The 17130-nt window shown below is 71.8% G+C and carries 15 protein-coding genes; 12 read left to right on the plus strand and 3 right to left on the minus strand.

Annotated elements, in window-relative coordinates:
* Positions 1-17: 17 nt before the first annotated feature.
* The gene (locus LQF12_RS04580; protein WP_231054819.1) at positions 18-473 is read right to left on the minus strand and encodes a MarR family winged helix-turn-helix transcriptional regulator; all 456 of its coding nucleotides are present in this window, start codon (positions 471-473) and stop codon (positions 18-20) included.
* An 81-nt stretch (positions 474-554) separates the two neighbouring features.
* Here LQF12_RS04580 and LQF12_RS04585 point away from each other — a divergent pair, with 81 nt between their 5' ends.
* The 3 genes from LQF12_RS04585 to LQF12_RS04595 are packed head-to-tail and all read left to right on the plus strand — an operon-like array spanning position 555 to position 4147.
* On the plus strand, positions 555-2792 hold the full coding sequence (locus LQF12_RS04585) for an MMPL family transporter (RefSeq protein WP_231054820.1): 2238 nt from the start codon (positions 555-557) through the stop codon (positions 2790-2792).
* A 55-nt stretch (positions 2793-2847) separates the two neighbouring features.
* A complete protein-coding gene (locus LQF12_RS04590) occupies positions 2848-3675 on the plus strand; it encodes an exodeoxyribonuclease III (protein ID WP_231054821.1) in 828 nt (275 codons plus the stop codon).
* Between the two features lie 34 nt (positions 3676-3709).
* Positions 3710-4147, plus strand: coding sequence for an NUDIX hydrolase (locus LQF12_RS04595; protein WP_231054822.1), 438 nt, complete (start codon positions 3710-3712; stop codon positions 4145-4147).
* 35 nt (positions 4148-4182) lie between these two features.
* On the opposite strand, the gene galK is transcribed toward LQF12_RS04595, so the two are convergent.
* Together galK and galT are read right to left on the minus strand one after the other, a co-directional pair.
* Complete coding sequence (gene galK, locus LQF12_RS04600) at positions 4183-5376, minus strand: galactokinase (protein WP_231054823.1); 1194 nt, start codon at positions 5374-5376, stop codon at positions 4183-4185.
* A gap of 85 nt (positions 5377-5461) precedes the next feature.
* Positions 5462-6664: a galactose-1-phosphate uridylyltransferase gene (gene galT, locus LQF12_RS04605; RefSeq protein ID WP_231054824.1), complete on the minus strand. Its 1203-nt coding sequence runs from the start codon at positions 6662-6664 to the stop codon at positions 5462-5464.
* A gap of 141 nt (positions 6665-6805) precedes the next feature.
* Here galT and LQF12_RS04610 point away from each other — a divergent pair, with 141 nt between their 5' ends.
* The 9 genes from LQF12_RS04610 (at position 6806) to LQF12_RS04650 (ending at position 17127) form a co-directional block, all read left to right on the plus strand.
* Positions 6806-7450, plus strand: a complete 645-nt coding sequence (locus tag LQF12_RS04610; protein WP_354004696.1) for a 2'-5' RNA ligase family protein — start codon at positions 6806-6808, stop codon at positions 7448-7450.
* Positions 7451-7543: 93 nt separating this feature from the next.
* On the plus strand, positions 7544-8626 hold the full coding sequence (locus tag LQF12_RS04615) for a YihY/virulence factor BrkB family protein (RefSeq protein WP_231054825.1): 1083 nt from the start codon (positions 7544-7546) through the stop codon (positions 8624-8626).
* A 111-nt stretch (positions 8627-8737) separates the two neighbouring features.
* On the plus strand, positions 8738-9826 hold the full coding sequence (locus tag LQF12_RS04620; protein WP_231054826.1) for a mannose-1-phosphate guanylyltransferase: 1089 nt from the start codon (positions 8738-8740) through the stop codon (positions 9824-9826).
* Positions 9827-9862: 36 nt separating this feature from the next.
* On the plus strand, positions 9863-11113 hold the full coding sequence (locus LQF12_RS04625; protein ID WP_231054827.1) for an amidohydrolase: 1251 nt from the start codon (positions 9863-9865) through the stop codon (positions 11111-11113).
* A gap of 108 nt (positions 11114-11221) precedes the next feature.
* The gene (locus LQF12_RS04630; RefSeq protein ID WP_231054828.1) at positions 11222-12340 is read left to right on the plus strand and encodes a BMP family lipoprotein; all 1119 of its coding nucleotides are present in this window, start codon (positions 11222-11224) and stop codon (positions 12338-12340) included.
* Between the two features lie 128 nt (positions 12341-12468).
* Positions 12469-14037, plus strand: a complete 1569-nt coding sequence (locus LQF12_RS04635) for an ABC transporter ATP-binding protein (protein ID WP_231054829.1) — start codon at positions 12469-12471, stop codon at positions 14035-14037.
* Entirely contained in the window at positions 14034-15392 is a 1359-nt protein-coding gene (locus LQF12_RS04640) for an ABC transporter permease (protein WP_231054830.1), read from the plus strand. Before LQF12_RS04635 ends, LQF12_RS04640 begins: the two co-directional genes overlap by 4 nt.
* Positions 15389-16666, plus strand: a complete 1278-nt coding sequence (locus LQF12_RS04645) for an ABC transporter permease (protein ID WP_231054831.1) — start codon at positions 15389-15391, stop codon at positions 16664-16666. The genes LQF12_RS04640 and LQF12_RS04645 overlap by 4 nt, the downstream gene beginning before the upstream one ends.
* The gene (locus tag LQF12_RS04650; RefSeq protein WP_231054832.1) at positions 16666-17127 is read left to right on the plus strand and encodes a cytidine deaminase; all 462 of its coding nucleotides are present in this window, start codon (positions 16666-16668) and stop codon (positions 17125-17127) included. Before LQF12_RS04645 ends, LQF12_RS04650 begins: the two co-directional genes overlap by 1 nt.
* The last annotated feature ends 3 nt before the right edge of the window (positions 17128-17130 follow it).

A 17130-nucleotide genomic window follows, 5' to 3' on the forward strand; every position in this document is an offset into this window, starting at 1 on the left:
CGGAAGGCGGAAAGCGCCTAGCTGCCCAGGAACCGGATCAGCAACCGGCGCAGTTCGGCCAGTTCGTCCTCGTCCAGGTCGTGCGGGACGAGCCCGGCGATGGTCTCGGGCACGTTCAGCGCTCCGAGGGCGGCGAACCCGTCCCCGGTGATCTCCACGATGTGGCGGCGCCGATCCTCGGGGTGGGCTGAGCGGCGCACGTAACCCGAGCGCTCGAGCCCGGCGATGATCCGGCTGGTCGTCTGCTCGGTCACGTCCAGGTGGTCGGCGATCTCCCGCTGGGAGTGTCCGCCTCCCGCCAGGATCGCCAGCACCGGGACCGAGGCGTGGCTGAGGGACCACTGGGTCAGGTAGGCATCCCAGGCGCGCTCGACCCGCCGGGCGGCGGCGGACAGCAGTCGCCCGGTGGGCCACCGCTGCGGATCCTCGGCGACGCCGGGCCCCTGGGCGGGCTGATCAGGGTCAGGGTGCACGTTGTCCATCCTGGCACGCCGCGCCGGGCCCCCTGGGGGCGGCGCTTGCATCCGCGGGCCGCGCGGGTGACAATTCTCAGCATGCTGAGTAACCGCCGGTCGGTGCTGGTCCGTTCCCTGGTTGTCGCCCTCGCCCTGGTGGCCTGGCTGGCGGTCGGCGCCTTCGGGGGGATGGCCCAGGGTCAGCTCTCCACCGTGCAGGAGAACGATCCCTCGGTGTTCCTGCCGGAGAGTGCTGAGTCCACCCGCGCGGCGGAGCTGACCGAGGAGTTCTCGGTCGACGAGACCTTCCCGGCGCTGGTCGTGGTCGAACGGGCCGACGGCGGCACGCTCGACGAGGACGACATGGCAGCGATCGGCGAGCTGGCCGGTGCCGTCCCGGGCCTCGACCTGCCCGCGGGGGGCACCGTCGGCGAGTACCTGAGCACCGATGAGGTCCCGGCGATCCCGAGCGAGGACGGTGAGGCGGCGCTGCTGCCGGTCACCCTCGATGGGGCGACCGCCGGCGATCTCATCGGCGAGGAGGAGGACCGGGTCTCGGTCGCCGTCGTGGACCGGTTGCGCGCGGAGGTGGGCCAGACGCTGCCTGACGCCGGCCTCGAGGGCTGGGTGACGGGCCCGGCGGCGGCCACTGCCGACCTCACCTCGGCCTTCGCCGGTATCGACGGCATCCTGCTCGGGGTGGCGCTGGCCGTGGTGCTGGTGATCCTGGGCTTCGTCTACCGCTCGCCGCTCCTGCCGTTCGTCGTCATCTTCACGTCGGTGTTCTCGCTGTGCCTGGCAGCGCTGGTGATCGTGCCGCTGGCGGGAGCGGACGTGCTGCTGCTGAACGGGCAGAGCCAGGGGATCCTGTCGATCCTGGTGATCGGTGCCGCGACCGACTACTCGCTGCTGCTGGTGGCTCGCTACCGCGAGGAACTCACCCGCCACGAGCATCCCGCCACGGCCATGCGGATCGCCTGGCGCGCCACCCTGGAGCCGATCGCGGCCAGTGCGGGCACGGTGATCGTGGGCCTGCTGTGCCTGCTCCTGTCGGACCTGGGTTCGAACGCGAGCCTGGGGCCGGTCGCAGCGATCGGGATCGTCGCCGCGGTGCTCGGTGCGCTGACCCTGCTGCCGGCGCTGCTGCTGATCCCGGGCTCGCGGGCCCGGGTGATGTTCTGGCCCAAGCGCCCCACCCGCGACGACGGAGCTCGCCACCGCGAGCACGTGCCCCGGGGCCTGTGGGCCCGAGTGGCCGCGCTGGTCTCCCGGCGCGCGCGTCGGGTGTGGGTGGTGACGGCGGTGGTGCTGCTCGGGCTGGCGGCCTTCGTGCCGACGTTCGATGCCGACGGCACCAGCGACAACGACGTCTTCCTCAACGAGACCGAGTCGGTCACCGGCGAGGAGGTGCTGTCCGAGCACTTCGCGGTCGGCACGGTGCAGCCGGTGGAGATCGTCGCCGAGGAGGCCGTGGCGCAGGACGTCGTGGACTCTGCCGAGCAGGTCAGCGGTGTCACGAGCGCCTCGGTGCTGACCGAGGCGTCCGGCCAGGAAGGTGAGCAAGGGGGAGGCGGCCAGGAAGGAGGCGGCCAGGAAGGCGGCCAGGAGGGTGGCCCCGAGGACGCGCCCCCGCTGCTGGTCGACGGCCGGGTGCTGGTGGAGGTCGTCACGGACGACTCCGCGGAGAGCCAGGAGGTGCTCAGCACCGTGACGGGCCTGCGGGAGGCGATGGCCGGCGTCGACGGCGAGACCCTCGTGGGCGGTGCGGCCGCCGAGCGGCTGGACACCCAGCAGACCGCCGAGCGGGACCTGCGCACCATCGTCCCGGTGGTGCTCGTGGTCATCGCGGTGATGCTGATGCTGCTGCTGCGGGCCGTCGTGGCGCCGCTGGTGCTGCTGGGCGCCAACGTGCTCTCGTTCGCGGCCACCATGGGGCTGGCGGCGATCGTGTTCAACCACGTGCTCGACTTCCCGGGGGCCGACGCCACGGTGCCGCTGTACGGATTCGTGTTCCTGGTGGCGCTGGGCATCGACTACTCGATCTTCCTGATGACACGGGTGCGGGAGGAGTCCCTGCAGGTCGGCACCCGGCAGGGGGTGCAGCGCGGACTGGCCGTGACCGGGGGAGTGATCACCTCCGCCGGTCTGGTGCTGGCGGCGACGTTCTCGGCCCTGTGGGTGATCCCGCTGCTGTTCCTGGCCCAGCTGGCGTTCATCGTCGCGGTCGGTGTGCTGATCGACACGTTCGTGGTGCGCAGTCTGCTCGTGCCCGGCATCGTGCACGAGCTGGGGCGGCGCTCCTGGTGGCCGTGGGCCAAGCGGGTGCCGCAGGACTGAGCCCGGGCGCTCGCCGCCGGTCAAGAGTGTCGGCGGGATCTGGTGGGATGGATCCATGCCTTCTCACCCGCCGACCTCTCTGAGCATCGCGACCTTCAACGTCAACGGGATCCGCGCCGCGTTCCGCCGCGGCATGGGGGCCTGGTTGACCCGGCACGCGCCCGATGTGCTGCTGCTGCAGGAGGTGCGCGCCACCGACGAGATCATCGAGGGTTACCTGGGCGAGGGCTGGTACCTGGCCCACGAGGAAGGGGCGGCGAAGGGCCGGGCCGGGGTCGCGATCGCCTCGCGTCGCCCGTTCGAGGACGTCCGGATCGGCGTGGGGGAGCCCTCGGCCCGGGTGGACGGTGAGTCCGGGCGCTGGGTGGAGGCCGACATCCGGTGCGGTGACCGGTCGGTCACCGTCGTCTCCACCTACATCCACTCCGGGACCGCCGGCACCCCCTCGATGGACGAGAAGTACGCGTTCCTGGACAAGGTGAGCGCCCGGATGGGCGAGCTCGGCGCCCAGGGGAGGACCGCCGTCGTGGCGGGGGACGTGAACATCGGGCACACCGAGCGCGACATCAAGAACTGGAAGGGCAACCGCAAGAACGCCGGCTTCCTGCCCGAGGAGCGCGCCTACCTGGACCGCTGGACCGGCGAGCTCGGCTGGGTGGACCTCGGGCGGCACTTCGCCGGTGACGTCGACGGGCCCTATACCTGGTGGTCCTGGCGCGGGAAGGCCTTCGACAACGACTCCGGCTGGCGTATCGACTACCAGCTCGCCAGCCCGGCGCTCGCACCCCTGGCGGTCGAGGCGATCGTGGACCGGGCGCCGGCGTATGACCAGCGGATCTCCGACCATGCGCCGCTACGGGTCAGGTACGAGCTGGGCGGGTAACGGCGAGCGGGCTGCCGCGGTAGCCTCACTCCTCGTGCAGTTCGACACCCGGTTCGCCGCCTACGGCGTGATCATCGAGTCCCGCGACGGCAGCGAGCACATCCTGCTGGCCCTGTGGAACGAGTCCGACCGGCCGCGGTGGACCATGCCCGGCGGCGGTGCCGAGCTGGCCGAGAGCGCCGAGGACACCGTGATCCGCGAGGTGTGGGAGGAGACCGGGTACACGGTCGAGCCCGGGCGGCTGCTCGGTCTGGACCTCCACCACGTGCCCGCCGAGCGCCGCCTGCACGGCACGCTGCCGATGAAGGCGGTGCGGGCGTTGTACGAGGCGCGGGTCGCCGGGGGTGAGCTGACGCGCGAGGTGGACGGCAGCACCGATGAGGCGCGCTGGTTCCCGCTCGCCGAGGTGCCGGCCCTGGATCGCGTGGAGCTGGTGGACACGGCGATCGATCTGTGGCGCGCGCAGCAGTAGTGCGCCGGCACGGCGCCGCCAGGGGCGACCTCGGGTCAGTGAGCGGGTCCGGCCGCGACCGCCGTGAGGAAGGCCGGATCCGCGAACCCGGCGCCGGCGAAGGCCTGCTCCACCGCTGCCGAGACCGCCTCGCTCGTGCCCGCCTCGATCAGCGCGATCGCCGAGCCGCCGAACCCGCCGCCGGTCATCCGGGCTCCCAGCGCACCGGCGGAGCGAGCGGCCGAGACGGCCACGTCCAGCTCGGCGCAGGAGACCTCGTAGTCCTCGGCCAGCGAGGCGTGCGAGGCGTCCATCAGCGGCCCGACCTCGCGGACCCGGCCGGCGTCGAGCAGGGCCACGAACTGCTGCACGCGCTCGATCTCGGTGACCACGTGGCGCACGCGCTTGCGTGACTCCTCGTCGGGCAGGGCGGCCAGCGCCTCCTCGAGCGAGTCCGGTGCGATCTCCCGCAGCGTCGGGACGCCCAGGGTCTGCGCCGCGGCCTCGCAGGTGGCCCGCCGCTGGGAGTACTGCCCGTCCACATGGGAGTGCTCGGCCTTGGTGTCGATCACCAGCAGTTCCAGGCCGGCCTCGGTGAGGTCGAACGGGATGTGCCGCACCGAGCCGTCGCGGCAGTCCAGCAGCAGCGCGTGGCCCTGCTGGGCGCGCAGCGACGCGGCCTGGTCCATCCCACCGGTGTTGGCGCCGGCGATCTCGTTCTCGGCACGGATGCTGGCCTCCACCAGCTCCACCCGGCCCGCATCAGTGCCGGCATCAGGCCCCGACCACCCGGGGGCGTCGGCGAAGGCGACCGCGAAGGCGCACTCGAGTGCGGCCGAAGAGCTCAGCCCCGACCCGTACGGCACGCACGAAGCCACCGCGGCCTCGAAGCCGCCCACGCGATGCCCGGCCTGCTCGAGCGCCCAGGCGACGCCCGCGGGATAGGTGCCCCAGCCGGTCACGGCGCCCGGCGCCACGGCCGCCAGCTCGGCCGACCACACGCCCGGCTCACGCTCGGAGACCAGGCGGACTGCGCCGTCGTCAGTGCGCCGCAGTGCCACGTACGTGCGGTGAGGCAGCGCGATGGGCAGGCACAGGCCGCCGTTGTAGTCGGTGTGCTCACCGATGAGGTTGACCCGGCCCGGGGCCGACCACACGCCGTCCGGCTCGCCGGTGAAGGTCCCGGCGAAGGTCTGGCGCGCCTGGGCGCCACCCTCGTCCTCGGTCCAGGCATGCACGGTGGCGTTCATGGTGTTTCCTCCTCGCGTGCCGCGTGCGGTGCCTCGCTGCGGCAGGTCTCGTTCCTCGCCCTACCTGCGCGGGGGCTCCTCGCGTTCACGCAATCTCCTTGAGGCGGTCGGCGATCTTCTCCGGGGTGGTGTCGCTGATCCAGGCTCCCATGCCCGACTCCGAGCCGGCGAGGTACTTCAGCTTCCCGGGGGCCCGGCGGATCGAGAAGAGCTGCAGGTGCAGGCGCAGGTCGTCGCGTCCGTGGACCACCGGGGCCTGGTGCCAGCCGGAGATGTAGGGCAGCGGCATCGGTGCGCCGTCGGCGTCGACGAAGAACTGGTCCAGCCGGCGCAGCAGGTTCAGGTACAGCTCGGCGAAGTCGGTGCGCTCGGCGTCGGTGGTCGAGGGCAGGTCCGGCACGTCCCGGCGCGGGGCCACGTGCACCTCGACCGGCCAGCGCGCGGCCGCGGGCACGTACGCCACCCAGTGCTCGGACTCGCCGACGATCCGCCGACCCGAGGCCAGCTCGCCCTCGAGCACGTCCCGCAGCAGGTTCCGCCCGGTGCGCTGGCGGTGGGCCACGGCCTGGTGCAGCATCACCTGCGTCTTCGGGGTGAGGAAGGGGTAGGCGTAGATCTGCCCGTGCGGGTGGTGCAGCGTGACGCCGATCTCCGACCCGCGGTTCTCGAAGCAGTACACCTGCTGGACACCCTCGACCCGGTGCAGCGCCGCGGTCCGGTCGGCCCACGCCTCCACGATGGTGCGCATCCGGGTCGGGGTCACCGAGCTCAGCGAGGCGCCGGCGTCGGGGGAGAAGCAGATCACCTCACAACGCCCGACGGCGGGGCGCACCGGCCACAGGTCGTTGCCGTCCAGGTGGGTGGTCACGTCCGGTGCGTCGGGGAGGCGCATCAGGGAGGGGAAGCGGTTCTCGAACACCACGACGTCGTAGTCGGTGGCCGGGATCTCACCATCGGTGTAGGTCGCGCCCGGCTTGGCCGGGGCCAGCGGATTGGTCTCCGGCCCGGGCAGGAACGTGCGGTTCATCCGGTGCGCGGCCATCGGGACCCACTCGCCGGTGAGCACGTCGTAGCGCATCTCCGGCCCGGTCACCGGCTGGGTCACCCCGTCGGCGCCCTCGATCGGGGCGAACCGGTCGGGCAGGGGGCGCGGATCGTCCAGGCGGCGGGTCTGCTCGCCGGAGACGAAGGGCTCGGAATCGTCGTAGTAGAAGAAATCGCGTCCGTCCGCCAAGGTGGTGGGTGTGCGACGCACGCGAGGGGTGCTCAGATCCGGAAGTCCAGTCACCGGTGCAGTCTGTCACAACAGTGCACGGATTCGCACACAAAGCGACATGGCGGCTGGTGTCCCGGCCTCGGTGCCGACGGTCAGCGGTGTCGGGCACAATACGACGATGAGGTCCTGGCCGACATCGCTGCGGAGCGTGCGATGACCCGCGGTTCCACCACGAGCGCCGGCGCAGGCGATCCCGGGGCCGTCCTCACGCCCGCCGGGAACGTCGCCGGACCCCTCGACCCGTCCGTGCCGCCCCCGCCGGTGGGCGTGCCGGTGCCGGAGGGGCACGTGCGCATCGGTGTCGCGATCCCCGTGCCGGAGCCGTACGCCGCCAGCCTGGTGCGCGCGAGGTTGCACGCCGACGATCCGCTGGCCCGCACCATCCCCCCGCACATCACGTTGCTGCCTCCGACGGACATCCCCGAGGGCGCGCTCCCCGACGTGCAGGACCACCTGGCGAGCATCGCCGCCGAGCAGCGACCCTTCGTGGTCGAGCTGCAGGGCACCGACACCTTCAGGCCCATCTCGCCGGTGGTCTTCATCCAGGTCAGTACCGGCATCGATGCCTGCACCGCGCTCCAGGCGGCGGTCAACGACGGCCCCGTCTCCCAGCGCCTGCGCTTCCCGTTCCACCCGCACGTCACCCTCGCGCACGCCGTGGAGGAGTCGGCCCTGGACGAGGCGGCCGATGCCATGGCCGACTTCGATGCGGTCTTCGCCGTCGCGCACTTCTGCCTGTACGAGCACGGCGAGGACGGGATCTGGCGCGACGTGTCCACCTACGCGCTCACCTCCTGACGTCCCGGTCCGGCCCTGTCCGGCCGGTCCGGTCCGGAGACCGGCGGGCGAGCCGTGGGTGCATCGCCGGCCCGGTTTCGACATGCTGGAGGCATGGCGGGAACGAGCAGCGGACTGGCAGAGCTCATCGACCGGGTGAAGAACACGCGCCCCGTGCGCGGCCTGACCCGGTACGGCACCGCGAACGGGAACCTGCTCGCCGGGGGGATCGCGTTCTCGGCGCTGTTCTCCGTGGTGGCAGCGATCACCATCGCCTTCACCGCCTTCTCGATCGTGCTCGGCGGCAACGAGGAGCTGCGCACCAGCGTCATCGAGACCATCTCCGAGGCGCTGCCCGGAGTGATCCAGACCGACGGCGACGCCAATACCGGCATCCTGTCCCCGGACGATCTGACCTACTCGGGCGGGGCCGGGATCGCCGGGATCATCGCCGTCGTGGTCCTGCTCAACAGCGCGATCCGCGTTCCCACCGGGCTGCGCATGGCGATCCGGGCAATGTTCGGGATGGTGGCACCCCCGGAGAACCCGGTCCTCGGCAAGGCCCGCGATCTGCTCGGGTTCCTGGGACTGGCGCTCTCGGTGCTGCTCACCTCGACCCTCGGCCTGGCGACCAGCGCGGCCGGGGACTGGCTGCTGTCGCTGGTGGGCTGGGACGGCACCACCGTGGGCACCTGGTCGCTGCGTGTCGCCGCGCTGCTGGTGGTGCTGGCCGTCGACGTGCTGGTCTTCATCTGGCTCTACCGCGCCCTGGCCGGGGTGCGGCCACCGCGCCGGGACCTCTGGCTCGGGGCGCTGATCGCCGGGGTCGGGGCCGGAGTGATCCGTTACCTGGGTACCTCCGTGGTCGGGGGCAGCCTGGAGGCCACCCCCGTGGCCGGCGCCGCCGCGGCGGTGGCCGTGCTGCTGCTGTGGATCAATCTCATCGTGCGCGTGACCCTGATGGTGGCGGCCTGGACCTCCAACCCCCCGCCGCCGCCGGAGGTCGAGGACGACATGATCACCCACTTCGACGAGACCCCGAACTACGTGACGCTGAGCGAGACCCACACGCTGGAGTGGCAGCACGATCCGGTCACCGGTCGCGTCCAGCCGGAGGAGCCGCCGCCGCCCGAGCCCTACTGGGGCGGGCTGATCGGCTGGGTCGGACGCAAGTACCGCGGCGCCCGGGACGCTTGAGCGTCCGCGAGCAGGACGCAACTGACGTGCTGTGGCAGGGCCGTGCCGGATATGGCACAGCGGCGCCCAGGGCCGTCACCAGTGTCCGGCGCGCCTCAGTAGGGTGACCGGGTGACGCAGTCCTTCCACGCCATCGTTCCCGCCGGCGGCGCCGGCACCCGTCTGTGGCCCCTCTCGCGCCGCGGCGAACCGAAGTTCCTGCACGACCTCACCGGCACCGGGCGCACCCTCCTGCAGGCGACCGTGGACCGGCTCGCCCCCCTCGCCGACGGCGTGGTGGTGGTCACCGGAGAGCGCCACGTGGAAGCGGTCGCCGCGCAGCTGCCCACCGTTCCTCCCGCGAACCTGCTGGTCGAACCCTCCCCCCGTGACTCCATGGCGGCGATCGGGCTCGCAGCGGCCGTGCTGACCAGGCGCCACCCGGGCGAGGACATCGTGGTCGGCTCCTTCGCCGCCGACCACGTGATCACCGACCAGGCCGCCTTCGCGGCCGCCGTGCGCACCGCCGTGGCCACCGCGGCCGAGGACTATGTGGTCACCCTCGGCATCCGCGCGAGCGAGCCCTCGACGGCGTTCGGGTACATCCACGTGGGCGCCGCCCTGGCGGCCGGCGCCCACCAGGTACGCAGCTTCACCGAGAAGCCCGACGCCGAGACCGCGGCCGAGTACGTGGCCGCGGGCGACTACCGGTGGAACGCCGGCATGTTCGTGGTGCGTGCGCAGGTGCTGCTCGACCACCTGGCGCGGCTGCAACCGACCCTGGCGCAGGGGCTCGCCCGGATCGCCGACGCCTGGGACGCCCCCGAGCGGGACGAGGTGCTGTCGCGGGTCTGGCCGGGGCTGACCAGGATCGCCATCGATCACGCCATCGCCGAGCCGGTGGCCGCCGAGGGCGGGGTGGCGGTGGTGCCCACCGATCTGGACTGGGACGACGTCGGCGACTGGCGCTCCCTCGCCCACCTGATCGACCCCGGCGAGGACGGCGTCCGGGTGCTGGGCGAGAGTGACGCCGTGCTCGCGCTCGACTCCGGCGGGGCGCTCGCGGTGCCCGCCTCCGGGCGGCGGGTGGTGCTGCTCGGGGTGCCGGACGCCGTCGTGGTGGACACCCCGGACGCCCTGCTGGTGACCACCGCCGCGCATGCCCAGCAGGTCAAGGCGGTGGTGGACCGCCTCACCGGTGAGGGCGGCGCCCTCATCTGAGTCACCGCAACCGCGCCGGCCGGTACCCTCGGGCAAATGCACACCTCCACCGATCGGCTCACCGTGATCCTCGACGACCTCGCGGACGAGCTGATCGCCTTCCGGCGGGACCTGCACGCCCACCCGGAGGTGGCGCGCACCGAGACCCGCAGCAGCGGCAAGGTCGCGGAGCGGCTCGAGGCGGCCGGACTGAGCGTGCATCGCTTCACCCCGACGGGCCTGGTGGTCGACATCGATCCGCCGAACGCCCCGGCCGGACCGCCCTCCCGCCGACGCCGCCGGATCGCGCTGCGCGCCGATCTCGACGCGCTGCCCGTCCAGGAGGCCACTGGGCTCGACTTCTCCTCCACCGTGCGGGGGGTGAGCCATGCCTGCGGGCACGATGTGCACACCACCGTGGTGCTCGGTGCCGGCCTCGCGCTGGCCAGGCTCGCCGCTGAGGGCGAGCTGGCCACCGGGGTACGCCTGCTGTTCCAGCCGGCCGAGGAGCTCCAGCCCGGCGGGGCGCTGGACCTGCTGAAGGCCGGCGCGCTGGAGGGCGTGGACCGGATCTTCGCCATCCACTGCGATCCCAAGGTGGACGTGGGGCAGGTGGGCACCCGCATCGGCCCCATCACCTCGGCCTCCGACACCGTGACCGTGACGGTCACCTCCTCCGGTGGGCACACCTCCCGCCCGCACCTGACGGCGGACGTCGTCTACGCCCTCGGTCTGGTCGCCACGACGACGCCGGCCGTCCTCGGCCGCCGGCTCGACCCCCGCGCCGGGGTGAACCTCACCTGGGGTTCGGTGCGGGCCGGGACCGCCGCCAACGCCATCCCCACCACGGGCACGATCTCGGGCACCCTGCGCTGCCTGGACGTGCGGGCGTGGGACCGTGCCGAGCACCTGCTGCGCGAGATCGTCGAGCAGGTCGTCGCCCCGACGGGCGTGGAGGTGGACGTGCAGATCGTGCGCGGGGTCCCGCCGGTCGACAACGACGGCGAGAGCGTGCGCCTGATGGAGACGGCGGCGGCGTCGGTGCTCGGCGAGGACTCGGTCCACCTGACCGAGCAGTCCCTGGGCGGGGAGGACTTCGGCTGGTACCTGACCCACACGCGGGGGGCCATGGCGCGGCTCGGCACGAGGACACCGGGCGGGCGCAGCTACGACCTGCACCAGCCCGAACTCGTGGTCGACGAACGGGCGATCGGCGTCGGCGCACGATTCCTCGCCCAGGTCGCCCTCGACGCGGGCCGGCGACTGCAGGAGGACGAGTCCGGCGCCGGCGAAGTACCAGTTCGGTAACAACTCCCCGCCGGTGTCTCACTATGTAACACGGGCGCCGTCGGGCGGGTCTATCGTGCAGGCAGCCGCTCGGACGGACCGAGGCCGGGCCGTCTCTAGGAGTAGCACGTGAAGAAGTCCCTTCCGGCAGCCCTCGTCGCTGCCGTAGCACTGACCCTCGCCGCCTGCGGCGCCGCGCCCGAGGACGAGCCGGAGGCGACCGGCGAGGAGACCACCGCCGACGAAGGCACCGGCGCCGAGAACAGCGACTTCACCGCGTGCCTGATCTCCGACGAGGGCGGCTGGGACGACGCCTCCTTCAACGAGTCGGCCTTCAACGGCCTCACCCAGGCGCAGTCCGAGCTGGGTGTGGAGATCCGTGACGCCGAGTCCACCGACCCGGGTCAGTACGCCGCCAACGCCGACGCGATGGTCCAGGCCGGCTGCTCGCTGACCGTCGGCGTGGGTTTCGCCCTCGAGGACACGATCCAGGAGGTCGCCGAGGCGAACACCGACCTCAACTTCGCCCTCGTGGACTCGGCCTTCTCCGACGCCGAGTTCAACCCGGTCGAGCTGGACAACGCCAAGCCGCTGCTGTTCAACACCCACGAGGCCGCCTACCTGGCCGGCTACCTGGCGGCGGGCATGACCGAGACCGGCACGGTCGCCACCTACGGCGGTCAGCCCTTCCCGTCGGTGACGATCTTCATGGACGGCTTCGTCGACGGTGTGGCCGCCTACAACGAGGCGCACGGCAGCGACGTGCGGACCCTCGGGTGGGACAAGGAGGCCCAGAACGGGTCGATGACCGGTGACTTCACCAACACCGAGAACGGCTACAACACCACCCAGCAGTTCATCGCCGACGGCGCCGACATCATCCTGCCGGTGGCCGGCCCGGTCGGCTCCGGCTCGCTGCGTGCGGCGAGTGAGAGCGAGGGTGTCTCGGTGATCTGGGTCGACTCCGACGGCTACGAGCAGCCGGCGAACGAGGAGTACCAGAGCCTCATCCTGACCTCGGTGCTCAAGCAGATCGAGACCGCCGTCTTCGACACCATCGACACCTCCGTCAACGGTGAGTTCAGCGCCGAGCCCTATGTCGGCACGCTCGAGAACGGCGGCGTGGGCCTGGCCCCGTTCCACGACTTCGCCGACGCCGTCCCGGCCGAGCTGCAGACCGAGATCGAGGACCTGCAGGCGCAGATCATCGCCGGTGAGCTCGAGGTGACCTCGCCCAGCGCGAACTGATCGAACAGCCGTAGCACGGGCCCGGGCCCCGGGGAACTCCCGGAGCCCGGGCCGGTGCCGACGGCAGGCGCGGGACTGGAGTGCGGGCTGGACGCCCGCGCTCGCCGGTGAACACAGGAAGGGGCGAGATGACGCTCGAGCTTCGCGGAATCACGAAGCGGTTCGGGTCTCTCGTGGCGAACGACCGGATCGACCTGACTTTCGAGCCGGGCCGTATCCACGCGCTGCTGGGCGAGAACGGTGCCGGCAAGTCGACGATGATGAACGTCCTCTACGGGCTCTACACCCCGGACGAGGGACAGATCCTCATCGATGGCCAGCCGGTGACCTTCACCGGCCCCGGGGACGCGATGGCGGCCGGCATCGGAATGGTGCACCAGCACTTCATGCTGATCCCGGTCTTCACCGTGGCCGAGAACGTCGTGCTCGGTCACGAGCCCACCGGCCCGCTCGGCATCATCGGCCTGGAGCAGGCCCGCACCCTCGTGCGCGAGATCTCCGCCCGCTTCGGCTTCGACGTCGACCCGGACGCGAGGATCGAGGACCTGCCGGTGGGGGTCCAGCAGCGGGTGGAGATCATCAAGGCGCTCTCGCGCGATGCCAAGGTCCTCATCCTGGATGAGCCGACGGCAGTGCTGACCCCGCAGGAGACCGATGAGCTGATCGAGATCATGCGTCAGCTCCGCGACTCGGGCACGGCGATCGTCTTCATCACCCACAAGCTGCGCGAGGTGCGTGCCGTGGCCGACGAGATCACCGTCATCCGGCGCGGAAAGGTGGTGGGCAGCGCAGCCCCCACCGACACCCAGGCCGCCCTCGCCTCGCTCATGGTGGGACGTGACGTGAGCCTCGGCGTGCAGAAGGATCCGGCGCAGACCAACGAGCGCACGCTGGCCGTGACCGGCCTGAGCGTCATCGACGCCGTCGGGACCCCGGTCGTGCGCGAGGTGTCCTTCACCATCCACGGGGGTGAGGTGCTCGCCGTCGCCGGCGTGCAGGGCAACGGGCAGTCCGAGCTGGCCGAGGTGATCCTCGGGCTACGCCGCGCCACCGCCGGCTCGGTGAGCCTGGACGGGACCGAGCTGCTCGGCAGCAGTGTCGACGAGGTGCTGCGTGCGGGCGTGGGCTTCGTTCCCGAGGATCGCAGCAAGGACGGGCTGATCTCCTCCTTCTCCATCATCGAGAACTTCGTGCTCGACCAGTACGCGCAGGAGCCCTATGCCAAGGGCGCCTCGATGCAGCTGGACGTGGCACGCCGGCGCACGGCTGAAGCCGTCGATGCCTTCGACGTGCGCACCACCTCCATCGACGACCCGGTCAGCACGCTCTCGGGGGGCAATCAGCAGAAGGTCGTCCTCGCCCGCGAGATGTCGCGCCCGTTGCGGCTGCTGGTCGCCTCCCAGCCCACCCGCGGGCTGGACGTGGGCTCGATCGAGTTCGTCCACCAGCGCATCGTGGCCGAGCGAGACTCGGGCACCCCGGTCCTCATCGTCTCCACCGAGCTCGACGAGGTGCTCGCGCTGGCCGACCGGATCGCGGTGATGTACCGCGGTGAGATCGTCGGGATCGTCGACGCCGGCACCGACCGGGACGTGCTCGGTTTGATGATGGCCGGGGTCCCGGTGGACGAGGCGCAGCAGGAGGCGGACACGCATCCGACGGCGATGCACGACGTCGAGGGTGAGGACACCAGGTGAGTGAGAAGGACGGGCGCACCGGGCCCGAGGAGACCGGGCCCGAGGAGACTGCGGTCGCGCGCGAGAACGGCGGACCCGTCGTCCCCGACCCCTCCCCGCGCCCGCACCCGGTCGAGGACGATCCGACGACGAGCCAGGCCCGCTGGGCCACGTTCCGGCACGAGATGCTCACCGGCAGCTGGCTGCTGACCCTGCTGGCGATCGTGGCCGCCCTGGTGATCAGCTCGGTGCTGATCGCCGTCGCCGATGCCGACGTGCGTGCCTCCGCCGGATACTTCTTCGCCCGGCCCGCCGATCTGCTCTCCGCGATCTGGTCGAGCGTCGCGGGCACATATGTCGCACTGTTCCGCGGGTCGGTGCTGGACTACACCGCGCTGGCCGGCGGCGGGATGGGTGACCTGGGCCGCGCGATCGCGCCGCTGACGAAGACCATGGTGGAGGCGACACCGCTGATCCTCGCGGCGCTGGGGATCGGGATCGGCTTCCGCTCGGGCCTGTTCAACATCGGCGCCCAGGGCCAGGTCCTCATGGGGGCCGCAGCCGCCTCGCTGGTGGGCTTCACGTTCGTGCCGCCGGGTACGGGGTTCGGCTCCTCCCTGCTCCACCTCGTGCTCGCGATCGGGGCCGCACTGCTGGTGGGAGGCCTGTGGGCCGGGATCGCAGGCTTCCTCAAGGCACGTACCGGTGCCAACGAGGTGATCGTGACGATCATGCTGAACTGGACCGCGATCTACCTCGTGGCCTACCTCCTCACCACGGCCGTCTACCGGGTGCAGGGCAACCGGCCGATCGCGCCGCACGTGGCGCAGACCGCCGAGCTGCCGTCGCTGCTGGGGGCCTGGTCCCCGCTGCACTGGGGCTTCCCGCTCGCGCTGCTCGCCGCCGTCGGCGTCTGGTGGCTGATGGAACGCTCCACGATCGGCTTCCAGTTCCGGGCCGTGGGAGCCAACATGAACGCGGCGCGCACCGCCGGCATCTCGGTCAACCGGGTCTTCGTCATGGTGATGGTCACCGCCGGCATGCTCGCCGGCGCTGGGGGAGCGATGCAGATCCTCGGCGTCGAGGGCACCTTCCGGGGCTCCAGTGCGGGCACGATCGGCTTCGACGCGATCACCGTCGCGCTGCTGGGGCGTAACCGCCCCGGCGGGATCGTCGCCGCGGCGATGCTCTTCGGTGCGCTGCGTGCCGGGGCCGCGCTCATGCAGACCGAGGCGGACACCCCGGTCGACATCATCCTCGTCATCCAGGCGGTCATCGTGCTGTTCATCGCCGCGCCGCCGCTGGTGCGGACCCTGTTCCGGCTCCCGGACCCGGAACGCCCGGCCGTGGCCCGTGCGAAGGAGGCGACCCGATGAGTCTCACCCAGGCGACCCCCGCCACCCGGGAGCCGGGCACCCTGCTGGCTCCGATCTCCTGGCGCACGCCCATCATCATGGGAGTGCTGGCCATCCTGGCCCTGTTCGCCTTCGCGCTCTTCACCCCCGCGGAGCTGCAGTCCCGGATCCAGCTCACCGGCGGCGCCGCCGCCTGGCAGCTTCCCGACCTGGTGGTCGGATCCCGCGGGGCAGCACTCGCGCTGGTGCTGGTGGCCTTCGCGCTGGCCGGCCTCAGTTTCTGGACGGCGCAGAACCGGCGCCGCTCCCGGGCGGTGCCGGTGGTATTCGGCCTCTGCCTGGTGCTGGCCTTCCTCGTCTGGGCCGTGGCCGGCAATGCCTCCGGTCTGCCGCTGCCGTTCCTGCTGAGCACCGCGATGACGGCGGCCCTGCCCCTGATCTTCGGGGCGTTCGCCGGGCTGTTGTGCGAGCGCTCCGGGGTCATCAACATCGCCATCGAGGGCCAGCTGCTCGCGGGGGCCTTCCTCACCGCGGTGCTGGCCACGGTGGCCGGCAACCCGTACGTGGGCCTGCTCGCCGCCCCGGTCGGTGGCGCCCTGGTGGGATTGATCCTCGCGGTCTTCGCCATCAAGTACCGGGTGGACCAGATCATCGTCGGCGTCGTGGTGAACGTGCTGGTGCTGGGCCTGACCAGCTACCTGTTCTCCACGGTGCTCTCCGAGAACCCGCAGAGCCTCAACAACCCGCCGCAGCTGTCCGCCCTGCGCATCCCTCTGCTGGCCGACATCCCGGTGGTCGGGGAGGCGCTGTTCAGCCAGAACGTCATCGTCTACGCGATGTACGTGGCGGTGGTGCTCCTGCACATCGGTCTCTTCCGGAGCCGCTGGGGCCTGCGCGTGCGAGCCGTGGGCGAGCACCCGAAGGCGGCGGACACCGTCGGTATCGACGTCAACCGCACCCGCTACCGCAACGTGGTGTTCGGCTCGGCGGTCGCCGGATTCGGGGGCGCCTCGATGGTGGCCGCCGGGCTCGCCTTCACCAAGGAGGTCACCGAGGGGCGTGGCTACATCGCCCTCGCCGCGATGATCCTGGGCCGGTGGAGTCCCACCGGTGCGCTGGCGGCGGCGCTGCTCTTCGGTTTCGCCGACTCCCTGAACCGGGTGCTGAACAACATGGGCTCGCCGGTGCCCTACGAGATCCTCGCGATGCTGCCCTATCTGGCCACCATCTTCGCCGTGGCGGGTCTGGTCGGGCGCGTGCGCCCGCCGGCCGGTGCCGGGAAGGCCTACCCCTGATGACGGCGCAGCCACCCTCCGAGGCGACCGCACCCGGCCGTGGCGGGGACGCCGTCGACTGGGACGCGCTGCGGGAGGCGGCACGGCAGGTGATGACCCGCGCCTACGTGCCCTACTCCCGCTACCCGGTGGGTGCCGCGGCCCTGACCGAGGCGGGGGACGTCGTCGTGGGGTGCAATGTGGAGAACGCGGCCTACGGGGTGACCCTGTGCGCGGAGTGCTCCCTGGTCTCGGCGCTGATCACCGGCGGCGGCGGGCGGCTCGTCGCCTTCACGTGCACCGACGCGCGCGGGCAGACGATCATGCCGTGCGGACGCTGCCGGCAGCTGCTGTGGGAGCACGGCGGGCCCGAGCTGCTGGTGGACTCGGTCTCCGGGATCGTGCCGATGACGGCGGTACTGCCCGATGCTTTCGGACCCGAGGATCTCGACCGCGCATCCGACCCACCGCCGCCGCAGTGACAC

The sequence above is a fragment of the Ruania suaedae genome (assembly GCF_021049265.1).
Lineage (GTDB): Bacteria > Actinomycetota > Actinomycetes > Actinomycetales > Beutenbergiaceae > Ruania > Ruania suaedae.

Bases quoted from the DNA above. Each gene is read 5' to 3' on its own strand.
- LQF12_RS04645 (WP_231054831.1), top strand. From the start codon at position 15,389: ATGAGTCTCACCCAGGCGACCCCCGCCACCCGGGAGCCGGGCACCCTG.
- LQF12_RS04625 (WP_231054827.1), top strand. From the start codon at position 9,863: ATGCACACCTCCACCGATCGGCTCACCGTGATCCTCGACGACCTCGCG.
- LQF12_RS04615 (WP_231054825.1), top strand. From the start codon at position 7,544: ATGGCGGGAACGAGCAGCGGACTGGCAGAGCTCATCGACCGGGTGAAG.
- LQF12_RS04635 (WP_231054829.1), top strand. From the start codon at position 12,469: ATGACGCTCGAGCTTCGCGGAATCACGAAGCGGTTCGGGTCTCTCGTG.
- LQF12_RS04610 (WP_354004696.1), top strand. From the start codon at position 6,806: ATGACCCGCGGTTCCACCACGAGCGCCGGCGCAGGCGATCCCGGGGCC.
- LQF12_RS04650 (WP_231054832.1), top strand. From the start codon at position 16,666: ATGACGGCGCAGCCACCCTCCGAGGCGACCGCACCCGGCCGTGGCGGG.
- LQF12_RS04585 (WP_231054820.1), top strand. From the start codon at position 555: ATGCTGAGTAACCGCCGGTCGGTGCTGGTCCGTTCCCTGGTTGTCGCC.
- LQF12_RS04590 (WP_231054821.1), top strand. From the start codon at position 2,848: ATGCCTTCTCACCCGCCGACCTCTCTGAGCATCGCGACCTTCAACGTC.
- galK (WP_231054823.1), bottom strand. From the start codon at position 5,376: ATGAACGCCACCGTGCATGCCTGGACCGAGGACGAGGGTGGCGCCCAG.